This window comes from Caballeronia sp. dw_19 (assembly GCF_018449515.1).
In the GTDB taxonomy this organism is placed as follows: domain Bacteria; phylum Pseudomonadota; class Gammaproteobacteria; order Burkholderiales; family Burkholderiaceae; genus Caballeronia.
In genome coordinates, this window is the sequence record NZ_JAAVUQ010000016.1 from 70,071 (window position 1) to 93,322 (window position 23,252).

The following is a 23,252-nucleotide window of genomic DNA, read 5'->3' on the forward strand; positions in this document are numbered from 1 at the left end:
GTGCACCCGGCTTGGGCAAAGGTGCGAACCGGTGCGTCGGCCTGCATGTAGTGCGAGTCAGTATATACCGTCAATTGGCATTGCCAAGCGCGTCAAAAATACTTCTCACCGCACCATTTCAAGGCTTACGGACTTCGCGAAAACGCCGGGTTGCATTTGGCTAATTGGCGGTATATACAGACACTTGATCTGGTTTCCCGCAGGCACTCATGGCTTACCCGCAGACGCTTGCGGCCAAGTCGGGGCAGCGCGGCGCCGGTCATGACGGGTCGCGCGCAGACATTGCATGGTGGCGCGCGGCAGCACGGTTTTTGAGTTGGCGGCGCATCTTGCGCTGGTTTGACGTGATGCCCGTCGCAACGTGCGGAGGCCTGCACGGTATAGACGGCGATGAAACTTCGGAGCAACCTGGATGACCTCGACTTCTCACATCCCCGTCGTCGATCTGGCGGCCGTTCGTGCGTTGGATCCCGCCGGCTTGCGCGCCGCCGCCGCCGCGATCCGCGACGCATGCAGGAGCATCGGTTTCTTCTACGTCAGCAATCACGGCGTGCCGACCGATGTGCTCGAAGGCGCGGTGAAAGCGGCGCGCGAATTCTTTGCGTATCCGCCGGAAGTGAAGCGGCGCGCCGCGGTGAATCATCGGCATCGCGGCTTCAATGCGCTTGGCGACGCCGTCATGTATCAGGCCACCAAACCTGACTACAAGGAGTTTTTCAGCATCGGCCTGGAGTTGCCGGAAGACGATCCGAGCGTGCTTGCCGGTGAAGCGCTGCGTGGCCCGAACAATTGGCCTGACTTCATGCCTTCGCTGCAACCGGCACTTTATGCGTACTACGAAGCGATCGGTGCGTGCGGCGCAGATTTGTTGCGCGCGGTCGCGGTGAGCCTGGATATCGACGAAATGTTTTTCGTGAGTAAATACACGAAGCGCATGCAGCGCACGCAGATGGTCTATTACCCGCCGCAAGCGCCCAAGTCTGATGCCGATCAGTTCGGTGTGGCGCCGCATACGGACTACGGGTGCATCACGTTGCTGTGGCAGGACAACGTGGGCGGCTTGCAGGTGAAGGAGCTTGCAACCGATAGCTGGATTGACGCACCGCCGATTCCGGGAACGCTGGTGGTGAACGTCGGCGACCTGCTTGCGCGCTGGTCGAACGATCGCTTTCGTTCGACGCTGCATCGCGTAATCAATCGCTCCGGGCAGGAGCGATATTCGATCGCGACCTTCTACGATCCGACTTATGGCGCAAGCGTGGACCCGCGCGATCTTGGTCTTGAGGGCGTGCAGCCGCTGTATGAGCCGGTGGCTGCGGGCGATTACATCCTGGGGCGGATCAACGATTCCATGGGTTATAGAAAGAAGCAGAAAGAAGCGCGCGAATGACTGAGCAAACCATGAAAGCAATAGTACAAACGCTGATTGATGCACTTGGCGCCGGGTCCGTGCGGTTCGGCGATGCCATCGAGCCACGCTATCTCGGCGACTGGAGTGGCCGCTCGCCGGTGCCGCCGCTAGCGGTCGTGCTGCCGCGTTCGACTGACGAAGTCGCCACCGTGCTGCGCCTGTGCAACGACGCGCGTCAGAGCGTCGTGCCCCAGGGCGGCATGACTGGACTGGCGGGCGGCGCCATTCCTTCCGGCGGCGATATCTGCCTGTCGCTCGAACGGCTGGTGGGTATCGAAGAGGTTGATCGTGCGGCGGCGACCATGACGGTGCTTGCCGGCACCACCTTGCAAACCGTGCAGGACGCCGCGCAGGAAGCGGGTTTTGAATTTGCGCTCGACCTCGGCGCGCGCGGCTCGTGTCAGATCGGTGGCAACCTCGCTACGAACGCGGGCGGCGTGCGCGTGCTGCAGTCCGGCACGGCCCGCGACCAGGTGCTCGGACTTGAAGCCGTGCTGGCCGACGGCAGCGTACTCAGTTCCATGAACAAGATGGTCAAGAACAATACGGGCTATGACCTGCGCAACCTGTTCATCGGTTCGGAGGGAACGCTCGGAGTGATCACGCGAGCAGTATTACGTTTGAAACCACGCCGCGCCGCGCGCAATACCGCGCTGTGCGCACTGAAGGACTACGACGGCGCAGTTGCGTTGCTGCGCTCACTGCAAGCCACCTTCGGCGATGAAATCGGCGCGTTTGAAATCATGTGGCCGGAATTCTATGACTTTGGTGTTGCGCTGACACGCTCCCAGCAATCGCCGCTTGGTCAGGCGTATCCGCTTTACGCATTGATCGAACAGGCCGGGTTCTCCGATGACCATGGCGAACGATTCGCCGCGGCACTCAACGCACAGCTCGAAGCGGGCGTCGTGATGGATGCGGTTGTCGCACAGTCGCAGGCGGAGACTCAGGCGTTGTGGGCGATTCGCGAGGCGACGGCCGAGTTGCCGGTGCAGATCGAGCCGATCAATTTCGATGTGAGCCTGCCCATAGGCGAGATCGGTCATTTCGTCGATGCCTGCCGCAAGGACTTTACTGCGCGCTGGCCGACGCACTACGGTTTGTATTTCGGTCACATCGGCGACTCGAACCTGCATGTCACGCTCGATGCCCGTTCGATTCCCGGTGTGACGGTGGAAGAGGTCGACCACGCGCTGTACGGCATGGTTCGCGACTATAGCGGGTCAATATCGGCGGAACACGGCATTGGTGTGCTCAAGCGGCCGTTCCTGGGCTACTCGCGCAGTGCCGCCGAACTTGCTTGCATGCAGGCGATCAAGCATGCCCTTGATCCGCACGGCATTCTCAATCCCGGCAAGGTGCTGCCTGCCGCGGGCGATTAAGACGCTCGAAACGAACAAGGAACTCAATGAGCGTGACCGCTTTTATAGAAAACCTGCGTGCTGAAGTGCGCGGCCTGCCTGCTTACAACGCGGGGTTGTCGGCGGAATTCGTGCGTGAGCGTTATGGCGTCTCGCATGTCGCCAAGCTCGGCAGCAATGAAAATCCACGTGGCGCGAGCGCGGCTGTGCTTGCACATCTTGCCGAGTTCACTACGACCAGCACGCTCGCGCTTTATCCCGATCCTTCGTGCAGCGCGTTGCGTGCGCTGATTGCCGAGCGGCTTGCAGTCGATCCAGAGCACTTGTTGTTCGGCAACGGCTCCGAGGATTTGCTCGCCATTGCAGCCCACACGTTCCTCGCGCCCGGTGACGAAGTGATCACCGTGATCCCGTCGTTTGGCTTGCACATCATCTATCCGCAGAGTGTTGGGGCGAAGGTGGTCACAGTACCGATGCGGTCGGACTTCGAATTCGATGTCGATGCGCTGATCGCTGCCATTTCGCCGCGTACGCGCATGTTGATTATTAGCAATCCTAGTAATCCGGTCGGCTGCGCGATGGATGGTGCTGAAATGCGTCGGTTATTGAGCGCGGTGTCGCCGGAGACGCTGGTGCTGTGGGACGAGGCTTATTTCGAATACGCCTCCGACGAACACGGTTACCCGGACAGTCTCGCTGTGTTGCGTGAATCAGGTTTGCCGTGGCTTTTGCTGCGCACCTTTTCGAAGGCTTATGGACTGGCGGGGTTGCGGGTGGGATACGGCGTGGCGTCGGCGCCTGAACTCGCCGGACTGATGGACCGCGTGCGTACGCCATTCAATATCAACCAGATTGCACAGCAGGCGGCAACCGTGGCGTTTGGCGATCAGGCGCATGTTGCGGCCAGTGTTGCTGATGCCCGCGCCGGTCGTGACTGGATGAGCGCTGCGTTGGTCGGGCTGGGTGTAAATCCGGCACGTTCACGCGCGAATTTCCTGTTCTTTGATTGCGGTGAAGATGCCGCCGAGCTTGCTGGAAAGATGCTGGAGGATGGGGTGATTGTGAAGCCCTGGCGCGAACCGGGTTATGAAAACTGCATGCGAGTCAGCGTTGGGAACGCTGCGGATAACGCCTTGTTTATCAGGTCGTTCGACAGGCGTCGGACGGTGTGATGGCTTCGCGCCGGTGGAACGTTAATCCGTTCACCGGCGCGAGCGAAAACTTACTCCACGTTCTCTTCCAGCTGCGCTTCAAGCCCGACAATCTTCTCCCGCCGTTCCTTTGACAGATTGCCTACTGGCGGCCCGGCAAAACTCTTGCGCACACCTGCGCCGTACCAGATCAGCATCAGCACCGCGAGCAAGCCGACAATCACATAAATCACTTTTTCATTCGGCGGTTGTATGCCCACGTAAGCAAGAATCAACGCACCGATAACCGCCGCAACAGCAAACGGCTTCGACCACATTCCCAGCTGGAAGGGGCCTTTCTCGGTCCACGTCTTGCCTTCGGCAAAGATCCCTGCCGCGACCGGCATGGCGTACGAGATGAACAGAAACACCGCGCTGCCTGCGCTCAATACCGAGAAGGCATCGCCGTATAAAGTGATGACAATGGCGAGCACTGCCGACACCCAGATCGCAGTACCCGGCGTGCGGTGCGCATTGACCTTGCGCAGGAACTTCGACCCAGGCAGGCCACCGTCACGTGCGAACGCAAACATCATTCGCGATGTCGATGTCACCGCGGCCAGTCCGCACACGTAGTTGATAAAAAACAGCAGCAACTCGATCACGATCCGCAGCGGTCCTGGAATCGGCGCGAGGATCGCTTCAAAGAATCCGGTGCCCTGCTTGATCGCCGCGCCAATGTCCGGCATCACGAGCACGAACGAGCAGACCAGCACATACCCGAACAAAGTTGACCACAGAACCGACTTGACGATCCCACGCGGCACGTTGCGCGCGGCATCGTGAGTTTCCTCGGACGTGTGCGCGGACGCATCGAAACCGGTGATCGTATAGGCGGTCAGCAGCAGCCCCGAGAGGAAGGCCATTGCCATGGTTTGCGCGGGCCATTGTCCGCCATCCACGCCGGTGAAATTCTTGAAGGTCACGAGCCGCGAAAAGTCCACCTTGACCGGTGAATAGATCACCAGCGACGCGACCAGGATCACTGTGACGACAAAGATCAGGTAGCCCGACACATCGGTGATCTTGCTGGCGATCCGGATCCCACGGTGATTCAGGAAAGCCTGCGACGCGGTGATCAACGTCAGAAATATGGTCTGATGCCACCAGCCGAGTGACTCGGGCTTGACGCCGAACATCGGTGCGATGAGGGTGCGAAAGAACGGGTCCCACGTACCGAAGTTAATGGCGGCAACCACGAACACGAGGCCCAGCAAATTGAACCAGGCGGTGAGCCAGCCCCAGGTCTTGCCGCCCAGGATTGAGCTCCAGTGATACAGGCCGCCGGCCGTCGGATAAGACGAGGCGATCTGCGCCATCGCGGCCGCAACGACCAGCGCGAAGACGGAGCCGAGCGGCCAGCCCAGCCCGATCGAGGCACCGCCAGCCGCGCTGAGTCCAAGCTGGAACGAGGTGATCCCGCCAGACAGGATGCAGATAAGCGAGAACGATACGGCGAAGTTCGAGAACGCACCCATGCGGCGGGAGAGTTCTTGCGCATACCCCATTTTGTGCAGCAATGAAACGTCGCTATCCGCGCTCTCTGGTGGCGGAACTGCCGTATTGATGTCCATGATGGTCGATCCTTATGGCTGAGGCTGCTGGGTAGACGTGGATGAAGCCGCTAACTCACGCGGCGGTAAAGCAGTTATCGACGTAGAGATGCGCTCCGTTGATGAAACTGGCGTCGTCGCTGGCGAGAAAGAGCGCCGCCTTGGCGACTTCCTCGGGCGCACAAAGACGGCCCTGCTGAAGCGAGAGCGCCGCTTCGCTTGCATCGAAACCGTATTGCGCGAGCGCGGCAATTTCACGCTGCCCGTGCGGGGTATCGATGAACCCAGGGCACACCGCATTGCAACGAATTCCACGCTCGCGATACTCCACGGCAATCGCCCGCGCGAACATCGCGCACGCGCCCTTGGTCGTGCAATAGAGCACTTCGAGCGGCGTGGCCGCTGTCGACGAGATCGACGCCGTGCAGACAATCGAGCCGCCGCCCGCCTCAAGCATATGCGGCAGTACGGCGCGGGTCATCGTGAACATGCTCTTGACGTTGACGTCCATGAGCCACTGGTAGTCTTCGTCGGTGGTATCGAGGAACGGTTTGACGACGATGCTGCCCGCGTGATTGAACAGCACATCGATCGTGCCGAAGCGCTTGGCGATCCGCGCTACGGCGGTTTCTACCTGATCGGTCTTCGCGACATCCGCCTTGAAGAACTCCGCTACGCCGCCGTTCTCGCGAATTTGCGCCACGACCTGCGTGCCGGCGTCCGCGTTGATATCGACGACCGCGACCTGCGCGCCCTCCTTGGCGAACAGCACGGAGGCCGCGCCGCCGCAGCCGGTGGCCCCGCCCGATACGATCGCGATCTTGCCCGCGAGTTTTCCGCCAACAGACTCGGATTTGCCCATTCCTGACCTCTCGTTGTTTATCCTTTATTTAGGCTAGGCTCGACACAATTTACGCACTATCCGAAATTGGCAATGGAGCGAGATAGACCGCGAAAAAATCGCAAACGGTGTCGTGCCGAGACTCAAAGGCGTTCCGGGCAGGGTTTTCAGCGATGGGCGCGCACGCGCGCGGCGCTTACCGTGGCGCTCGGCGTGGGCCAGAATGGTCAGAATGACCGGCAAGGAATTTTGGTGGTTTTTTGGTCGTTTACACTTTTTTGACGCGTACCGTCCGCCAAGGAGATTTTATGCAAGCGGTCCAACCGGTGCGTCCGGCCGTCGATATCCATTGCTGCCGGAGCATTGACGAGCAGGCCCGGCTGCTCGAAAGCTGGAACCAGACTTACTGCCAGATCTCGCGGGGCGCTTTCGACGGCTCGGTCAGTTCCGTGCATGCGGGCGCGGTGCGTATTCTCGTCGAACGCATGAACCGGACGGTGTACCAGCGCGGTTGCGTGGATGTTTCCCGGATCGCCGTGGGCATTCCGTTCCAGCTCGAAGGCCACGCGTTGCTGTGCGGTCAGGTGAGTCATCTTGACGGGCTGCATGTTTTCTCCGGGCCTGGAGGATTCGAGTTTTTATCGCCCGACAAACATGTGGTCGTGAATCTGGAGATAGCGCCGCTGGAGCTCTCTGACCCGCTGCTTCGGCTTGCCATGGACAACGTCCAACAAGCGCTTGGCAATCAACCGGGGGTGCTCAATGCCGATCCTGTCCGGTTGCAGGCGTTCAGGAGCACGCTGGCGGGTCTGCTGGACACGGTCACGTCCTCACCGTCGTCACTCGCCGACGCGAGCGTGTGCGCGAGTTTTGAACGGTCGGTGATTGTGGGGCTATCTGATTTGCTGCTCGATGTTGGCGAGGTCGACATGCGTACGGGACCGTTGCGCAACTGGAAGCTGGTTGGCGCCGTGCGCGAACTGGTGGAGGCATCGGCGGATTGCCCGCTGTCGGTTGCTGACCTGTGTTTGCGGCTGGGTGTCAGCCGGCGCACGGTTCAGTATGCATTCGATGAAATTCTTGGTACCAATCCGGCGTCGTATCTGCGTGCCATCAGGCTTGATCGTGTTCGGAAGGACTTGCTGCGTGCCGGGTCGGTCACTGACGCGGCAACTCGTTGGGGCTTCTGGCACTTCGGCCATTTCTCGAATGATTATCGTGAGCAGTTTGGTGAGTTGCCGTCGGAGACGTTGAGGAGGTTGCGGGGCGGGGTGGGGCGGGGTTGATGCTGGGTTGGTCGGTTCTGGGGCTAGTGGTCAGGGGTTGATGCTGGGTTGGTCGGTTCCGGGGTTAGCGGTCGGGGTCTATGCCGGGTTGGTCGGTTCTGAGGTTAGCGGTCGGGGTCAGTGCCGGGTTGCTGCTTTCAGTGTTAGTGGTCTGCGAGAGTCGGATATTCTCTTTATCACTATTAGCCACTGTGCGTGGCGGCACGTCATTTCTTTGTCCAAAGCGACAAAGAAACGAAGCAAAGAAAACGCTTTCAAACACGCTACCCTAAGTGTCCACAGCGTGCAGTTTCTATTCATAGGTGCCCCAAAAGCACGGTGCTCGCCAGAGCCACGGATGTGTGAACCCCTCCTTCTCCGAACACCGATACCCACACGCTTCGCCACCAGTGATTGAACCTGCCCAAGGGGCACCCCGCGCTATCCGCGGACGACCAACCTCCAAATGTGTACGCGTCTCGAACCACGCCGCCAACCTACCAAGTAATAAAGCCCCAAAGTATGTAAGGCCGTAACCGACGAAAATAACGGTGTAGGCCGCGTAGCCAACTCATCAAAGATTGAGGCAGTAAATACGCGTCACGTCGAGCTGCTGTGGATCAAGCTGTGACCACAAAAAAAGCGAGCCGACCAAGCAGCCACCCCAAAAAACGCGTAAGGCCGTGCGGGTTCCATAGCAATTGTGCTTGCCCGAGAGCGTACGGGGCGAAGCGTGTTCGTGTCAGGATTCGCGAGAAGGAGGGTCTCACACATCGGTGGTTCTGGCGAGCACCGTGCTTTTGGGGCACCTATGAATCAAAACTGCACGCTGTGGACACTTAGGGTAGCGTGGTTGAAAGCGTTTTCTTTGCTTCGTTTCTTTGTCGCTTTGGACAAAGAAATGACGTGCCGCCACGCACAGTGGCTAATAGTGATAAAGAGAAAATCCGACTCACGCAGACCACTAAGGCCGAAAGCACCAACCCGGCACTGACCCCGACCACTAACACTGAAAGCAGCAACCCGGCACTGACCCCGACCACTAACGCCGAAAGCAGCAACCCGGCACTGACCCCGACCACTAACGCCGAAAGCACCAACCCGGCATTGACCCCTGACCCCTGACCACTAACCCCAGAACCGACCACCCCGACACTAGCCCCCCATCATCTTCGTCTCCTGCGGACCGATCCACTCGCGATCGAAATGACCCTCGGCGATGGAACGTAACGCAGCCGCTTCCTTGTTCGCCTGCCGCTTCGCCCCTTCGATGACCGCCGCCACGTCCCCGGGTGCTATCGCAAGGACACCGTCTTCATCGCCTACGATGATGTCGCCGGGCTGCACCACCATGCCGCCGACAGTGACCGTCACATTGACTTCGCCAGGACCGTTCTTATAAGGGCCACGATGTGTCGCGGCACGCGCATAGACCGGGAAGTCGTGTTCGCGAATGGCGCCCACATCGCGGATTGCGCCGTCGATTACCAGACCCTGCACGCCGAGGCTTTCGGCATAGGTAGCCATGATTTCACCCATCAGCGCTTGCGTAATATCCCCGCCGCCGTCGATCACCAGCACGTCGCCGGGCCGGCAAAAATCGAATGCGCGATGAATGGCGAGGTTGTCGCCGGGACGGGTGCGCACGGTCACCGCCGTCCCGGCCATGGGCCTGGCACGGTGATACGGCACGAGCCCGACCGTCCCGCTGACACGCGCCATGTTGTCACTGAGTAGCGAGACAGCAAGGCCGCGCAGTGTCTCCAGTATCTCGGGGCTGGCTTGCGTGGCCGACTCGTTACGGCGCCATCCGGGTGGATTGGTCACGATCATCTCCTTTAGGAAAACTGATGATTAAGCTGGTTTGACAAACGCCCGTACACAGCTCGCGCGTTGTCTTCATAGATGCGCTGGCGATCGGCCGGCGTGAGCCACGGGATCGCGTCAATATAACGGCGGGTATCGTCGTAGTAGTGGCCGGTCTCGGGGTCGATGCCTTGAACCGCGCCGATCGTCTCCGACGCAAACAGGATGTTCTCGACGGGAATCACTTTCGCCAGCAGGTCGGTGCCGGGCTGGTGGTACACGCAGGTATCGAAGAATACGTTCTTGAGCAGGTAATCCTTGAGCAACGGACGCTTCATGTCCTGAGCGAGCCCGCGATAACGCCCCCAGTGATAAGGCACGGCACCGCCGCCGTGGGGAATGATGAAGCGCAAGGCCGGAAAATCGGCGAACAGGTCCGCCGTGAGCAATTGCATGAACGCCGACGTGTCGCCGTTGATGTAATGCGCGCCGGTCGCATGGAAGTTAGGGTTGCACGACGACGACACGTGGATCATGGCAGGCACGTCGAGTTCCACCATTGTTTCGTAGAGCGGATACCACGAGCGATCCGTGAGCGGTGGTCCGGTCCAGTAACCGCCGGACGGGTCCGGGTTGAGATTGCAGCCTATAAAACCAAGCTGCTCGACGCAGCGGCGCAACTCGGGAATGCAGTTCTCGGGCGATACCCCGGGCGCTTGCGGCAACTGGCAGACACCCACGAAGTTGCGCGGAAACATCTGGCAAACGCGATGAATCAGGTCATTGCTTTCCTGCGACCAGTGCGCGTTGGCATCGGAGCCGGCCAGGTGATGACCCATGCCGGCCGCCCGTGGCGAAAAGATTGTCAGATCCGTGCCGCGCTCCCGTTGAATGCGCAACTGCCCTGATTCAATGCTGTCGCGAATCTGCTCATCAGTGATGACGGGACGCGGCGGGGGGGATGTACCGTCTTTGAGCGCCGCTATCTGGGCGGCGCGCCAGGCTTCATGTTCGCGCGGGGAGGTCGTATAGTGACCGTGACAGTCGATGATCATTGCGGGTTTCCAGATCAAGGTTCAGTGAAGGTGTCCGGCGCGGGAGTCGCCTGCCGGCAGTGCGTCGGTCTCGTCTTCTGCAGGCGTGACCCGCATGACCAGCGCAATGATGGTTGCCACCACCAGGAAGGCCGCGATCGTCAGGAGCGCCAGCTTGAAGTTGCCCGTGGCACTGCGGACGAGCCCGATGCTCCAGGGGCCGACAAGCCCGCCGAACTGAGCGACGGTGTTGATGAGCGCAATCGTCGCGGCGCCGGCAGCGCCGGTCCTGAACGAAGAGGCGAGGCTCCAGAACAGCGGGTTGCCGGCGTAGATGAATAGCCCGGTTACGCACAGGAGCGCATAGGCAATCACCGGATTCGGTGCGTAGGCACTGCCCGCAATAGCGAGCGCGCTCATTCCGTATACGAACGCGAGATGCTTCTTCCGGTCGCCGGTCCGGTCGGAACTGCGGCTGATCAGCAGCGTGCCGAGGACACCGAGAAGCGGCGGGGCGGCGGACAAGAAGCCCACCTCGAGGTTGCTCAGGTTGCCGAGGCTCTTGACGATCTGCGGTAACCACAGGAACAGGCCATAAACACCCACGAGGGCGCAGCCGAACAAACACGCGAGGCTCCACACGCGGATATCGCTGGCTACGCGCAACATCGAAAAATGCTTGTCTGCGCCCAGGGCCTCGCGTTCTTTCGTCAGCGTGGACTCGAGCCACTGCTTTTGCGCGTCGCTCAGCCACGCGGCATCGGCAGGGCGCTCGGTCATCAGGCGCAGCGTCAGGAGACCAAGGAGCATGGCAGGGACACCTTCCATGATGAACATCCATTGCCACCCCTGCAGACCGAGCGGTCCATTCGCATAGGTCATGAGCGCCGTCGAAATCGGGCCGCCGAGCACAGCAGAGAACGAGCCGGCGATGATGTATCCCCCCACCGCACGCGCGCGGTAACGCTGCGGGAACCACTTCGTCAGGTAGACGGCCACGCCGGGAAGAAACCCGGCCTCCATGACGCCCAGCAAGAAACGCAGTACATAGAAGCTGTACTCGTTGGACACGAAGGCGGTCGCGGCGGCAACCGCTCCCCACGTCAGCAGGATGCGGGCGATCCAGCGCCGGGCGCCAACGCGATGGAGCAGCAGGTTGCTGGGCACTTCGAGAAGCATGTAGCCGAAGAAGAAAATGCTTCCGGCGAAGCCGAACACGGCTGGGCTGAAGCCGAGCTGCTTGTTCATGTCGAGTGCGGCAAAGCCGATGTTTATCCGGTCAAGATAGTTGAAGAACATCATGGCGAAGAGCAACGGCATGAGGCGGCCGTAGACTCGCCGCATGGTTGCGCTTTCGATCGGATCGGTCATCAATGTCTCCTGCTGTAGAGCGCCCGTTGGATCGGGCGTCGTTGTGGTTTGCTTTTGCTACCGTGATTCCGCGCTGATCCGAGTGTCCGATCAGCGGCCGGTGCTCACGTGTTCGCCCAGCGGTGAATCCCTTTCAGGCGGCAGCCTATGCAACGGGCACAACACCCCAACGCCGATCGAACGGCGACGGCATTACTCGACGGTCGTTGAGCATTGCTAACGGCCTCGGCCGATGTCGACTAAAGAGCGACAGGACCTTATAAGTAAAAAGTAAAGGAGCGAGAAAGCGAGGTCCCGGCAGAGAACCGGACATCGGTGGTAGACGGCGCTATCCGAAAACCATTATTCCAACGCCGGACGATCTGGCACGATGCGTGTACTTACGGTTGAATTACATAGCGATAGCGGCTGCCAACAAACGGCGGACATCAGCGCAAGCACGTCCGGGATGACCGTGTTCCCGCGAACCCACGATTCGACAAGTCATGGTACGAACCGCCGTGCCGCACGTCCAAGACCGTGTTTTTATCCTTTTATAATAATTTTCTTATAGTTCCGGCAGATCTTGCGGCAAGTCTTTCCCCACCGGCGACAAACAGGTAAGAAACGCTTGCAGATGAGGTGAGCTGTCGTCGCTACGAAAGCTCGCCGCAAGCGTCGTGGTCTGCGACGCCAGCGGCCCGGTCAGGCGCCGGTACACCACATCCGAGCGTCCATGCCGCGCGACCGATTCACCCACGAATGTCACACCGAGTCCCGCCGCCACCAGTGCAATGGCCGTCTGGATCTCGTAAGCCTGGTGCGCGATGTGCGGCGTAATGCCGGCATTGCGATAAAGCGATTCGACAAAGCGCGAGAACTGCGCATTCGGGTGCTTTGGATAAAGCACGAGGGGCGTGTTGGCAAGCTGCGTGATCCGTACTTTCTTTTCTCCCGCAAGCGGATGGTCCGGCGGGAGCACGGCCATCAGGCGTTCGCGCAGCAGCGGCAACGTAGTACATCCCGCTATGGGCGGAACCTGCCGGCCGATGCCAATGTGAATGCGCGTCTCATGCAGCGCATCGGCTTGCTCTTCAGTGAGCATTTCGAAGAGCTTCAGTTCGACCTTGGGGTAATCCCGATGAAACGACTTCAGTGCGGGCGGCAACACGCTGTACATCGCTGAGCGGGTGAAGCCGATGCCGAGCCAGCCACGCATGCCCAGGCCGATCTCGCGGGTACCAAGCGCGGCCTGATCGAAGGAAGCGAGGATCTGGCGCGCCTCGATACACAGATAACTGCCGGCCTCCGTGAGCCGCAGCGGCCGGCTGCCACGGTCTACCAACTGCGTCCCCATACGTGCCTCAAGCGCGCGGATCTGCTGGCTTAGCGCCGGCTGCGCGACATGCAGCCGCTCCGCCGCGCGGCTGAAGTTGAGTTCTTCCGCGAGGACGACAAAGGCCTGCAAGTGTCGGAGGTTCATTTGTGTGATTGAAAGAGCGCTGATGGCGAATGCCACGCGTGATGAAAGCAGTATCAGGCGTCACGGACCGGCAGAGGTTATCAAAACCACGCGGTTCCATCCGGTTTCGCGTCAACGCACCGAACGGCGCAAAGCAAAAAATAGGCGCTTGAGTTATTGACCACGCGCTCATAAGCTCGTGCATGAAGAGGACCGGCTGACCGCGGCCGTCGATGTTGCCCTGCGTGCGTTGATCGGAGTTTCTTGCTGGCTTATTGACTATAAAGTCACGAATGCCGGTCTCGTTCCAGGGCCTGCAAGAAAAATTATCGGACGCGTAAAGGCGTCTTGACGCCATACCCCAGGAGACTGAAAGCATGTCATGGACGGTCGATGAACAACTCGCGCTCACGGCGACTCAAGCCGTCAGCGCGATCCAGTCGGGGCGCCTCAAGGCCACCGACTACGTCGCCACCTTGCTGGCTCGCGCGGCGGCAGTGTCCACGCTCAATGCGCTGACCGCGCTCAATACGGAGGGCGCACTGGTAGCGGCACAGCGTATCGATGCTCTTTCAGCCGATGAGAAACGCCGGCTTCCTCTCGCTGGTCTGCCCGTCGTGGTGAAGGACAACATCAACACGGCGGGCATGCAGACGTCGGCGGGCACGCCGGCGCTGGAAAATTTCATCCCGTCGACCCATGCGCCCTCCGTGCAAAAACTGCTCGACGCCGGTGCGATCCTGCTCGGCAAGGCCAATATGCACGAACTGGCGCTCGGCATCACCAGCACGAATCTGAGCACCCACGCAGGACCCGTTCGGAATCCTTATAACCCCAGGATGATTCCCGGCGGCTCGTCCGGTGGCACAGCGGCGGCGGTGGCCGCGCGTATCGTGCCGGCGGGGCTCGGCACGGATACGGGCGGTTCGACCCGCATTCCGGCCGCGTTGACCGGTATCGCGGGCTTCCGTCCTTCGGTGGGCAATGGCGGCGATCAGCGCCGTTATCACGATACAAACGCGGTTGTGCCGATCAGCCACACACGCGATACCGTTGGCCCGATGGCACGCACCGTCGCCGATATCGCGCTGCTGGATGGCGTCGTGGCCGGCGACGGTCCGCTTCCTGGCGTGGTGCTGGGAGACTTGCGCATCGGCCTTCCTGCATGCTGCTGGGCCGGACTGGATCACGGGCTGGAAATCATCGCACGCGGTGCCCTCGACCGGCTGAAAGCGGCGGGCGTGACACTCGTTCATATCGACATGCCGGATCTGTTCGTGTTGAGTGAGCAGATCAGCTTTGCCGTGGCATTGCACGAACCGCTTGAGGACCTTCCCGCGTGGCTCATGGCCAATAATGCGCCGGTCAAGACCGTCGCTGAAGTGGCCGCGCGAATTGCCAGCCCCGACGTACGCGCCGCGTATGAAGCTATTCTCGCCGATACGTTCGGCCCGCAATACGACGTGGCTATGAGTACATTGCGGCCACAACTTCAACACCTGTATGCAACAACGTTCTCCACGCACACGCTTGATGCGCTGCTGTTCCCGACCACGCTTCTGCCGGCTGTGCCGATCGACGCTTTGAACGGATCTTCGCAAGTCTCGATCAACGGCGGTGAGCCGATGGATGAAATGGCTGCATTCCTGCGCAATACTGATCCGGCCAGCGTCGCGGGAATTCCGGGCTTGTCGCTGCCGGCCGGGATGACGCACGAAGGTTTGCCCGTAGGCATTGAGCTCGACGGGCCCACCGGTAGCGATCGTCGTTTGCTTGCAATCGGCGTGGCGTTCGAGCAGGTGCTGGGTTCGCTGCCTGCGCCGATGTAGCAGGCGTATCGACAACGCCGGTTAGATGCCAATGTCGATAGACCAGCCCATTCCGACCTGGCCGTGAGCCGCGCCATCAGCCCGAGCCGATCCGCAATTCAAAAAGGTAGAAGTGCCAAGCATATTGGCTGGGATGCAGTCTTCCTGTACCGGCACCCGCCGAGATAAAACGGACCTTCTTGAGGACACCGCCAGCTATCGCATCGGCGACGTAACGCCTGCATCCGTCGATCACACGCGTGATTATTGTGTTGCGGCCTTTAACTGCGGCCAACCGAAACGACGAGCATCGCCTAGATCGCGCCACTCAAGTTCCGCGCACATACCGCGCTGCGAATTATCCGCACCGCTCGCGCCGGTAAGCAAAATGCAAGACGGAATCCAGATGCTCAAAACCGCTGCTTCGGATCAGCGGCATTCCCCATTGCCACGTGTTTTTTTCTGTGAAAGACTTCGGTCATCTGCTGTGCCGGACATGATTCCGATATATCAGACATTCCGTTTAACCCGTTCTATCCGGCCCGGCCGCGCTTTCACGCGGGGCAGGGCCGTACACAACCTCGTTTTATGCAGGCCCATGCGCTGGCATGGTGAGGGCGTTGAATCCAGGATCTTCTCTGGGCGCCGCCGTCTGTCCCTGAACTGACATTTTCACTTTCAAGGCTGAGACCCAAATGAGACTTGTCAAAGAAAGCGCACGTATCGCCTGTTTATTTGCGGTGGCTGGTCTATTGACGCTGGCCGGTTGCACGAAGGTTGCCACCCCAACTCAGGATGATGCGGCAGAGTCCACGCTGAAGGCGGTCTTGCAGCGCGGCACGCTGCGCGTCGGCGACTGCCTGAGCTTTGCGCCCTTCGGTTTTTATAACAAGGATGGCGCACCCGACGGCTACGACGTTGACCTCGCGAAAGAGCTGGCCAAGCAAATGGGCGTGAAGCTGGAAGTGGTCAATACGACGAGCGCCAACCGTATTCCGAACCTGCAAACCAGCAAGGTCGACGTGGTCTTCTGCAATTTCACACGCAATCTGGAGCGGGCCAAGGAGATCGGCTTCACCAATCCCTACGTTGTGGCCAGCGAGGCGCTCCTCGTCAAGAAGAGCAGCGGCATCAAGTCGATCAATGACATGTCCAACCGCACGATCGCCACCGTCAAGGGATCGACGAACGGCGACGAAGTACGGGCGCTGAACATGCAGGTGAAGATCCAGGAATTCGACAGTTCGCAAGCGGCCATTCTCGCGGTCAAGCAAGGCCAGGCCGACGCGATGATCGAAGACAACAACTTCCTTGCGTATCAGGCTTCGCTCGACCCCGAGTTGACCGTGACCGACGAAGCGCTGGTTCCGCTTGAATACAACGCATTCGGTGTGAAGGCGGGCGATCAGGTCTGGCTCGATTACCTGAACCTGTTCCTGTTCCAGGTCAACGCGTCGAAACTGAACGCCCAGCTCTACAAGAAGTGGTTCGGCGCCGATCCGCGTTTCCCGCTGAATCCGCAGTACTGATGCCGCAGTACTGAAGCGCTAACGCCGCATGCATCGCGCAAGGCAGAAGATGGAGGAGCAATGAGCTATCAATGGGTGACCCTGTCGGGCTATCTGAACGATTTTGTCCGGGCGGCGTGGCTGACGCTTCAGGTCACGTTGCTGGCCTTCGTCGTTGCGATGCTGCTCGGCCTGCTGGCCGCGCTGGCCAGCACGTCGCGCGTCGCGGTGCTGCGGGCGATATCGAGTTGTTATATCGAGGTGATTCGCAACACGCCGGTGCTGCTGCAGATCTTCATTGTTTTCTTCGGCCTGCCGTCAATGGGCATCACGCTCAATGCGTATTCCGCTGGTGTGATCGCGCTCGGCGTGAACGTGGGTGCGTACCTTGCCGAAGTGTTCAGGGCGGGCATTCAGTCCGTGCCGCGCGGGCAGTTGGAGGCCGCATCCATTCTCGGGCTGGAGCGTTCGCAGATCTTCATTGAGGTGGTCATGCCGCAGGCCGCGCGCGCCGTTTATCCCGCGATCGTCAACAACCTGATCCAGCTCCTGCTCGGGACTTCGCTGCTGTCGGCTATCGCATTGCCGGAACTGACCGGCATGGCGACGGTGATCAACGCGCGTACGTTGCTGTACATCCAGACGTTCACGATTACGCTGATTGCATATCTGGTGCTGAGCAACTTCCTGTCGTGGGTAGCCGGGGTGGTCGGGGCGCGGCTGTTTCACCCGCCGCTCATGCTGGCAAAACGTGCACGCCGGCCATTGCTTTTCAGGCGCCGTGTGAGCGCTGGAACAGGAGAGTGACCATGACAATCGACCTGTTGATGTCCAGTCTACCCATCCTGCTTCAGGGCCTGCTGACAACGCTCATTCTTTCTGTCGCGGCCATTGTGGGCGGCACGCTTGTCGGGCTGCTGGCGGCCGTGTTGCGGACCTTCGGGCCTTGGGGTACGCCACGGCTTGCCCGGCTCTACACCGAGCTGTTTCGCGGCACGCCGGTCCTGATCACGCTGATGTTCATCTATTTTGGCGTGTCGTACTTTGGTTATGCCATCGACGTATTCGCAGCCGGCGTGATCGGGCTGAGCGTCTATCAAGGCGCTTACATTGCAGAGGTTTTTCGCTCGGGCATTGAATCGGTCCAGAAGGGACAATGGGAAGTCTCGCAGATCCTCGGACTGAGCAAGACGCAGGCGTTCTTTTCGGTGATCCTGCCGCAGACCGGAAAGATCGTGCTGCCGCCGTTGATCGGCCAGTATCTGTCCCTCATCAAGGACACGTCGATTGTCAGCATGATCGGCATGTCGGAGTTGATGCATCAGGGTCAGGCGATTGTCGACCGGATCGGCAAGCCGGTGGAAATCTATGGTCTGGTTGCCGCGCTGTATTTCATTGTGTGCTTTCCCCTGTCGCGGTGGGTGCGCCGCCATGATCGAAGAAGGAGCCTGTTGTCGTGAACACTGCCAACGCGTCTGAACCTATCGTCAAGCCCATCATCAACCTGAGCGGCGTCACCAAGTCGTTCGGTGCGACACAGGTGCTCAAGCAAATCAACCTCGAGGTGCGCCAGGGCGAAGTGCTTGTCCTCATTGGCGCTTCCGGTTCGGGCAAGAGCACCGTCCTGCGAATCATGAGCGGTCTTGAAACCGCCGACGCCGGCGAGGTCTGGGTCAACGAAGTACCACTTCACGACGCGCGCCGCGCACGCGAAATTCGTGGTCACGTAGGCATGGTGTTTCAGCAGTTCAATTTGTTCCCGCACAAGAATGCATTGGGAAATGTCTCGCTGGCCTTGATCAAGGCACGCAAGATGAATCCGGCGGACGCCCGCAAGCGTGCAATGGACGCACTGGACCGCGTAGGTCTCGCCGACCGCGCTGATCACTATCCGAGCCAGTTGTCGGGCGGCCAGCAGCAACGGGTAGCCATTGCACGCGCGCTGGCCGTGGAGCCGGGCATCATGTTCTTCGATGAAGCCACCTCTGCGCTCGATCCGGAACTGGTCGGCGAGGTCACCGAGGTCATGCGAGGCTTGGCACGGGACGGCATGACCATGGTGGTCGTCACGCATGAAATGGGTTTCGCGCGCAAGACGGCGGATCGCGTGGTGTTCATGGACAAGGGCGTGATTGCCGAGCAGGGCGCGCCCGAGCAGATCTTCGTGAATCCGCAGAACGAACGCACGCAGCAGTTCCTGCATCGGGTACTCGACCATTGAGTGCGACCGATCTGCCGCCGTCCACGCGCTAAGCTCGCGTCGGTCGAAGATCGAAAGAGCGAATCATATTGCCGACGGAGTTCGAGTCATGTCTGTACAGGAATCTTCAAGGGCGAGGGGAGTAGACCGGGTCGTCTCCATCCTCAAGCAATTGCACAGCGTGCGACGTCCCATGACCATGCGCGAGCTGATTGAAGCAACCGGTGCGCCGCGTTCCAGCATCTACGAACTCGTGACGATCCTGACCGAGGCAGGCTGGCTGGAAGCAGGTGCGGACGGCAGCGTGTTCTTCGGCCGGGAGATGCACTATTACGGGTCGGACTATGCGGTGCACAATGACCTGATCAGCCGGGCGCACCTGGCTATCCTTGGCCTTGTCCGGAGCCACGACGAGACCGCGCAGCTCTGCATGCTGGAGGGCAACAAGTACACCGTGGTGCTGTCGGAAAACAGCTCGCGCCCGTTCAACATCAGTTCGGATATAGGCGTGAAGGTCCCCATTCCGTGGACTGCTTCTGGTCGCTTGCTACTCGGTCACTTGAGCGCGGATGAGATTCTCGCGCTGATTCCAGAAGAAGACTTCGTGCTCGACAACGGCAAGCGAATCGAAGTGCCGGAATTCCTGGGCGATGTCGAGCGTGCCGCGCAACAAGGGTTTTTCTGCACGGAAGGCCTGTCCCACACGTTTCGATATTGCATGGCGGCGCCCGTGCGAGACAAGAACGGGCAAGCCGTTGCCGCACTGTGTTTCATGACCAGCCGCGACACTGATCAGAACAAGCGAGCGGCCATGCTTGAGGACCTTATACGGTCGGCGAAGACCTTATCGCAGCCCTATTACGGAACGGGTTTCAGCGCGGTGGGTTGATCGTGGCAAGAGGCGTGGCCGTGCTGAATTCGCGATAGGTCAATGCGTTGACGTTGACTCACGCTAGCCGCAATCTGCACGTCTTGCACCGCAACGCCGGTCAGGTCAGCTACAGTGATCTGGGCAGGGTCGGTATCATCGCGAGCACGCTTGCCCGCGTCCAGCAACGTGCCGAGCTCAAGCAACTGCTTCGCATGAATCAGCCCGGCGGATAACGCATGCGAGATTTCACCGTATTTGCTGCACTGATCGATCGAATCCACCACAATCACCCCGGCCCGCCCAACGATTACCGGATCGAGTTCCTGCTTGCCCGTGCTGTCTGCACCGACCGCCGTGATATGCGTACCGTTGCGGATCCAGTCTGAGCGCAGCAGCGGTTCGCGCGATGGTGTTGTGGTCACTATCAGGTTAGCGTTCGCCGCGACGGCTTCCGCGGAGTCCATCGCGCGCACGTTGAAGCCCAGTGCCGACATTTCCTCGACGTATTGTTTGCGGTTTTTCGCGCTCGGCCCCCATACGAATACGTCCCGGCAACCGGTCACCGGTTGCAAATATTCAAGCTGCAACCGCGCTTGCTCGCCGCTGCCGATAATGCCAATCCCCTGCACCTCGCGCGGTGCGAGCAATCGTGCGGCGAGTTGCCCGGCGAGCGCGGTACGCACGCAGGTGAGCCAGCCTTCATCCTGCAACAGGGCGACAGGTTCGCCTGTCGTGGCGGAAAAAAGCACGATCAGGCCGTTGTTGCTTGGCAAGCCTTGCTTGGGGTTATCGTAGAAGCCGGTAGACACCTTGACCGCGAAAGCCGCTGCACCATCGACATAAGCGGACTTCACACAACAATCGCCATTGGCCGCATCGAACTGGAAGTTCTGGACCGGCGGCACCTGGACGGTCTTGCGGGAATAAGCGATGAAACCTTCCTCTATCATCCGCACCGCGCGTTCCATATTGAAGCGCGCGATGATCTCGTCTTTCGTCCAGATTTTCACTTAACGGCCTCGATGAATTTATTCAGCATGATGTTGCGTCCGCAAAGCACCACGGCCACCGCCCGGCCCTGATACTGCGCGCTAAGTTTCAGCATGGATGCCAGCGCGACACCGGCGGCGCCTTCCACCATCCAGCGGTCGGTTTGCGCGAGCAGTTTCATGGCAGCCCTGATCTCTTCTTCTGTCACCAGCGCCGTGCCGGTAATGACTTCCCGGCCAATATCGAAGGTCACGGAGCCGGGTTCCACACCGCCCGCGGTTCCGTCTGAAATTGTTTCGCTTTCCTCAACGTCTATTATTTTTCCAGCCTGGAACGAGCTGTACAAGGCGGTCGAATTCGCGGGCCAGCAGCCGATCACGTCGGTTTGTGGAAGCAGCGTTTTGACCGCTGTGCCGATACCGGAAATTAGGCCACCGCCACCGACTGAGGCGAACACCGCGGCCAGATCGGTAGACTGCTCATGCAGTTCCATGCCGATCGTGCCTTGACCGGCTATGACGTCGAGATCGTTATAAGGCGATACGAACGCCATGCCGCGGATCTTTGCCTGCCGGGCGGCTTCAAGTTCGACGGCCAGCGTTGTGTCGTTCAGCGTCACCACCTCGGCGCCCAGCGCACGAATAGCGTCGAGCTTGATCGCCGCTGCAGATGCGGACGCGTAGACCGTGACGGGCACGCCCGCAAGCTTGCCGGCGAGCGCCACGCCCTGACCATGATTGCCGCTCGACACCGTGAGCACGCCGTTGCGGCGGGCATCAGCGTCCAACAGGCGCAGCTTGTTGGTCGCGCCGCGAAACTTGAACGAGCCGGTATGCTGCAGATGCTCGCACTTCAGGTAGACGTCGCATCCAGTCACCTTCGACAACATCGGACTGAACGCAAGCGGCGTTACGCTCACTTGCGGTCGAATGGCGCGATGCGCTTCCTCAATGCGTTGAAACAGATCATTCATCACTCGTTGCCCCTCAGTTCCTTCAGATAATTGAACACCGTGGCGCGGCCGATCGACAGCACCTTCGCCACGTAGTTAGCCGCGCTCTTGCCCTTGAACGCGCCTTCCTCATGTAGAGCTTCTATGAGCGCGCGCTTGTGCTCGCGCGTGAGCATGGACAGCGCGAGCTTGCGTTCCTGCAGCCAGTGGTTGAGAAAGATATTGACGCGCTCCTGCCAGTCGTCCTGGAACAGCTTCTCGGGCTGCGGTTGCAGAGCAGTGGTGGAGAGGAGCAGGTCAAGCGCCTGCCTGGCTTGCTCCAGCGCCGCAATATGAAAATTGATGCACATGACGCCAATCGCGTGACCTGCATCGCTGCGCACGACAATACTCACCGAGCGGATCTTGCGGCCGTCCCAGCCCAGTTTTTCATACGGACCGATCACGCTTTCGTCCGGATCGAATTCGATGTCGTCGAGCGAAGATTCGTCGCCCAGTTCGCGTTTGGACTGATTGTTCGCCACGTGCACCACGGTTTGCGTGTTGAGATCGTGGATGACGACTTCCGTATACGGCGGAAACAGCAAGACGATGCCGTCGGCGATTGCGCTATAGCGCGCCAGCAGCTCGGCTGACGGTCGGGGTTCGCTGCGCTTGACCGCCCGCCTGGACGGCGGCTTGGACGACGGATTCACCTCGAGCTCAGCGGCTTTTCCGGAGATGATCTTCAAATTACGTGCTTTAGTCATGATTCAATGTCGATTCGTGCGGAACAGTCGTGCGATGTTCCGCACGTGCGGCTTAGTCGACCGCCAGATCGACCGTAAAGTATTTCTTCAACAACTTCTGGTAAGTGCCGTTGCGCTTCAGTTCCAGAAACGCGCTGTTGAGCGCGTCAACGAGTTCCTTGTCACCCTTGCGCACACCAATACCTACCCCAATACCTACCCCTGTGCCAATGACTGTTGCATCCTTGACCGCTGGCCCGGCAAAAGCAAACCCTTTACCCACGGGTTGATTCAGGAAGCCAAGACTCGCGGCGGTCGCGTCGACGAAGGTGGCATCCAGACGTCCCGCGGCCAGGTCGGCATAGACAAGGTCCTGGGTTTGATAGCTGACCACGTCCACGCCTTTCGTGGCCCACGTTTGCTTGGCGTATTGCTCCTGAATCGATCCTTGCAGTACGCCCACCTTATGCGATGCCAGCGACGCCGCCGTGGGCTGCAAGGTACTCCCCGAACGTGCCACAAGTTGAGCGGGCGTCCGGTACAGCGGCTGGGTAAAGTCGATTTGCTCGCTGCGTTTCGCGTTGATGTTCATCGCGGAGTCTATCGCGTCGAACTTGCGTGCTTGCAACGCGGGGATCAGCCCGTCGAATGCATTCTCCACCCACACGCATTTCGCTTTCAATTGGGCGCAAAGCGCATTGCCGAGGTCGATGTCGAAGCCTTGCAACTGGCCGTCCGCCGCCTTCGATTCGAACGGCGGGTAAGCCGCTTCCACACCGAAGCGGATGGTCGAAATCTCCTTCGCCTGAACCTGCACCGCTACCGACATGGACACCGCCGCGCATAGCGCAACCGCGAGCATGGCACTTAACGCATTTTGCCTCATGGCTATCCTCACTTCCGCGTTTTAAAGAATGAAAAA

General features: G+C 60.0%; 21 protein-coding genes. 11 read left to right on the forward strand and 10 right to left on the reverse strand.

The annotated features are described in order from the left end of the window. The first annotated feature begins 412 nt into the window (after positions 1 to 412). Genes HB376_RS21400 through HB376_RS21410 form a run of 3 tightly spaced genes read left to right on the forward strand, consistent with a single transcriptional unit; the run spans position 413 to position 3,944 of the window. Positions 413 to 1,390 carry a 2-oxoglutarate and iron-dependent oxygenase domain-containing protein gene (locus HB376_RS21400; RefSeq protein WP_213765671.1) on the forward strand — a complete coding sequence of 326 codons (978 nt, stop codon included), beginning with the start codon at positions 413 to 415 and terminating at the stop codon, positions 1,388 to 1,390. A gap of 11 nt (positions 1,391 to 1,401) precedes the next feature. Beyond that, positions 1,402 to 2,793, forward strand: a complete 1,392-nt coding sequence (locus HB376_RS21405) for an FAD-binding oxidoreductase (RefSeq protein WP_255631484.1) — start codon at positions 1,402 to 1,404, stop codon at positions 2,791 to 2,793. 26 nt (positions 2,794 to 2,819) lie between these two features. After that, positions 2,820 to 3,944, forward strand: coding sequence for an aminotransferase class I/II-fold pyridoxal phosphate-dependent enzyme (locus HB376_RS21410; RefSeq protein ID WP_213765673.1), 1,125 nt, complete (start codon positions 2,820 to 2,822; stop codon positions 3,942 to 3,944). A 50-nt stretch (positions 3,945 to 3,994) separates the two neighbouring features. Here HB376_RS21410 and HB376_RS21415 read toward each other — a convergent pair whose 3' ends face one another. Both HB376_RS21415 and HB376_RS21420 read right to left on the reverse strand, forming a co-directional pair. Continuing rightward, positions 3,995 to 5,536 (reverse strand): amino acid permease, encoded by a 1,542-nt coding sequence (locus tag HB376_RS21415; RefSeq protein ID WP_213765674.1) that lies wholly within the window; start codon positions 5,534 to 5,536, stop codon positions 3,995 to 3,997. A gap of 55 nt (positions 5,537 to 5,591) precedes the next feature. Further along, entirely contained in the window at positions 5,592 to 6,377 is a 786-nt protein-coding gene (locus tag HB376_RS21420) for an SDR family oxidoreductase (protein ID WP_213765675.1), read from the reverse strand. A gap of 287 nt (positions 6,378 to 6,664) precedes the next feature. Between HB376_RS21420 and HB376_RS21425 the strand changes: the two genes are divergently transcribed. Then, a complete protein-coding gene (locus HB376_RS21425; RefSeq protein ID WP_213765676.1) occupies positions 6,665 to 7,642 on the forward strand; it encodes a helix-turn-helix domain-containing protein in 978 nt (325 codons plus the stop codon). Positions 7,643 to 8,470: 828 nt separating this feature from the next. Further along, positions 8,471 to 8,746: a hypothetical protein gene (locus HB376_RS21430; protein WP_213765677.1), complete on the forward strand. Its 276-nt coding sequence runs from the start codon at positions 8,471 to 8,473 to the stop codon at positions 8,744 to 8,746. A gap of 30 nt (positions 8,747 to 8,776) precedes the next feature. Here HB376_RS21430 and HB376_RS21435 read toward each other — a convergent pair whose 3' ends face one another. From HB376_RS21435 to HB376_RS21450, 4 genes are all read right to left on the reverse strand, one after another. Next, positions 8,777 to 9,448 (reverse strand): RraA family protein, encoded by a 672-nt coding sequence (locus HB376_RS21435; protein WP_346730543.1) that lies wholly within the window; start codon positions 9,446 to 9,448, stop codon positions 8,777 to 8,779. Between the two features lie 11 nt (positions 9,449 to 9,459). Further along, a complete protein-coding gene (locus HB376_RS21440) occupies positions 9,460 to 10,482 on the reverse strand; it encodes an amidohydrolase family protein (RefSeq protein ID WP_213765679.1) in 1,023 nt (340 codons plus the stop codon). Between the two features lie 21 nt (positions 10,483 to 10,503). Further along, positions 10,504 to 11,832 carry an MFS transporter gene (locus HB376_RS21445; protein ID WP_213765680.1) on the reverse strand — a complete coding sequence of 443 codons (1,329 nt, stop codon included), beginning with the start codon at positions 11,830 to 11,832 and terminating at the stop codon, positions 10,504 to 10,506. 547 nt (positions 11,833 to 12,379) lie between these two features. After that, on the reverse strand, positions 12,380 to 13,294 hold the full coding sequence (locus HB376_RS21450) for a LysR family transcriptional regulator (RefSeq protein ID WP_213765681.1): 915 nt from the start codon (positions 13,292 to 13,294) through the stop codon (positions 12,380 to 12,382). Between the two features lie 356 nt (positions 13,295 to 13,650). On the opposite strand from HB376_RS21450, the gene iaaH reads away from it, so the two are divergent. From iaaH to HB376_RS21480, 6 genes are all read left to right on the forward strand, one after another. Then, positions 13,651 to 15,102: an indoleacetamide hydrolase gene (gene iaaH / locus HB376_RS21455; protein ID WP_213765682.1), complete on the forward strand. Its 1,452-nt coding sequence runs from the start codon at positions 13,651 to 13,653 to the stop codon at positions 15,100 to 15,102. Positions 15,103 to 15,776: 674 nt separating this feature from the next. Beyond that, positions 15,777 to 16,610, forward strand: a complete 834-nt coding sequence (locus tag HB376_RS21460) for a transporter substrate-binding domain-containing protein (protein ID WP_213765683.1) — start codon at positions 15,777 to 15,779, stop codon at positions 16,608 to 16,610. Between the two features lie 60 nt (positions 16,611 to 16,670). Then, positions 16,671 to 17,396 carry an amino acid ABC transporter permease gene (locus HB376_RS21465; protein WP_213765684.1) on the forward strand — a complete coding sequence of 242 codons (726 nt, stop codon included), beginning with the start codon at positions 16,671 to 16,673 and terminating at the stop codon, positions 17,394 to 17,396. Positions 17,397 to 17,398: 2 nt separating this feature from the next. Next, positions 17,399 to 18,049, forward strand: a complete 651-nt coding sequence (locus tag HB376_RS21470) for an amino acid ABC transporter permease (RefSeq protein WP_213765685.1) — start codon at positions 17,399 to 17,401, stop codon at positions 18,047 to 18,049. Continuing rightward, positions 18,046 to 18,810: an amino acid ABC transporter ATP-binding protein gene (locus HB376_RS21475; RefSeq protein ID WP_346730544.1), complete on the forward strand. Its 765-nt coding sequence runs from the start codon at positions 18,046 to 18,048 to the stop codon at positions 18,808 to 18,810. Before HB376_RS21470 ends, HB376_RS21475 begins: the two co-directional genes overlap by 4 nt. A gap of 88 nt (positions 18,811 to 18,898) precedes the next feature. Further along, complete coding sequence (locus HB376_RS21480; protein ID WP_213765686.1) at positions 18,899 to 19,678, forward strand: IclR family transcriptional regulator; 780 nt, start codon at positions 18,899 to 18,901, stop codon at positions 19,676 to 19,678. Here the strand turns inward: HB376_RS21480 and HB376_RS21485 are convergent. The 4 genes from HB376_RS21485 to HB376_RS21500 are packed head-to-tail and all read right to left on the reverse strand — an operon-like array spanning position 19,648 to position 23,216. Beyond that, positions 19,648 to 20,670: an ornithine cyclodeaminase family protein gene (locus HB376_RS21485; RefSeq protein ID WP_213765687.1), complete on the reverse strand. Its 1,023-nt coding sequence runs from the start codon at positions 20,668 to 20,670 to the stop codon at positions 19,648 to 19,650. The two genes, HB376_RS21480 and HB376_RS21485, sit on opposite strands and share 31 nt — an antisense overlap. Next, positions 20,667 to 21,623, reverse strand: a complete 957-nt coding sequence (locus HB376_RS21490) for a threonine/serine dehydratase (protein ID WP_213765688.1) — start codon at positions 21,621 to 21,623, stop codon at positions 20,667 to 20,669. Before HB376_RS21490 ends, HB376_RS21485 begins: the two co-directional genes overlap by 4 nt. Further along, positions 21,623 to 22,351: a PAS domain-containing protein gene (locus HB376_RS21495; RefSeq protein WP_213765689.1), complete on the reverse strand. Its 729-nt coding sequence runs from the start codon at positions 22,349 to 22,351 to the stop codon at positions 21,623 to 21,625. Before HB376_RS21495 ends, HB376_RS21490 begins: the two co-directional genes overlap by 1 nt. Positions 22,352 to 22,403: 52 nt before the next feature. Next, on the reverse strand, positions 22,404 to 23,216 hold the full coding sequence (locus HB376_RS21500) for an ABC transporter substrate-binding protein (protein WP_213765690.1): 813 nt from the start codon (positions 23,214 to 23,216) through the stop codon (positions 22,404 to 22,406). Positions 23,217 to 23,252 lie beyond the last annotated feature (36 nt).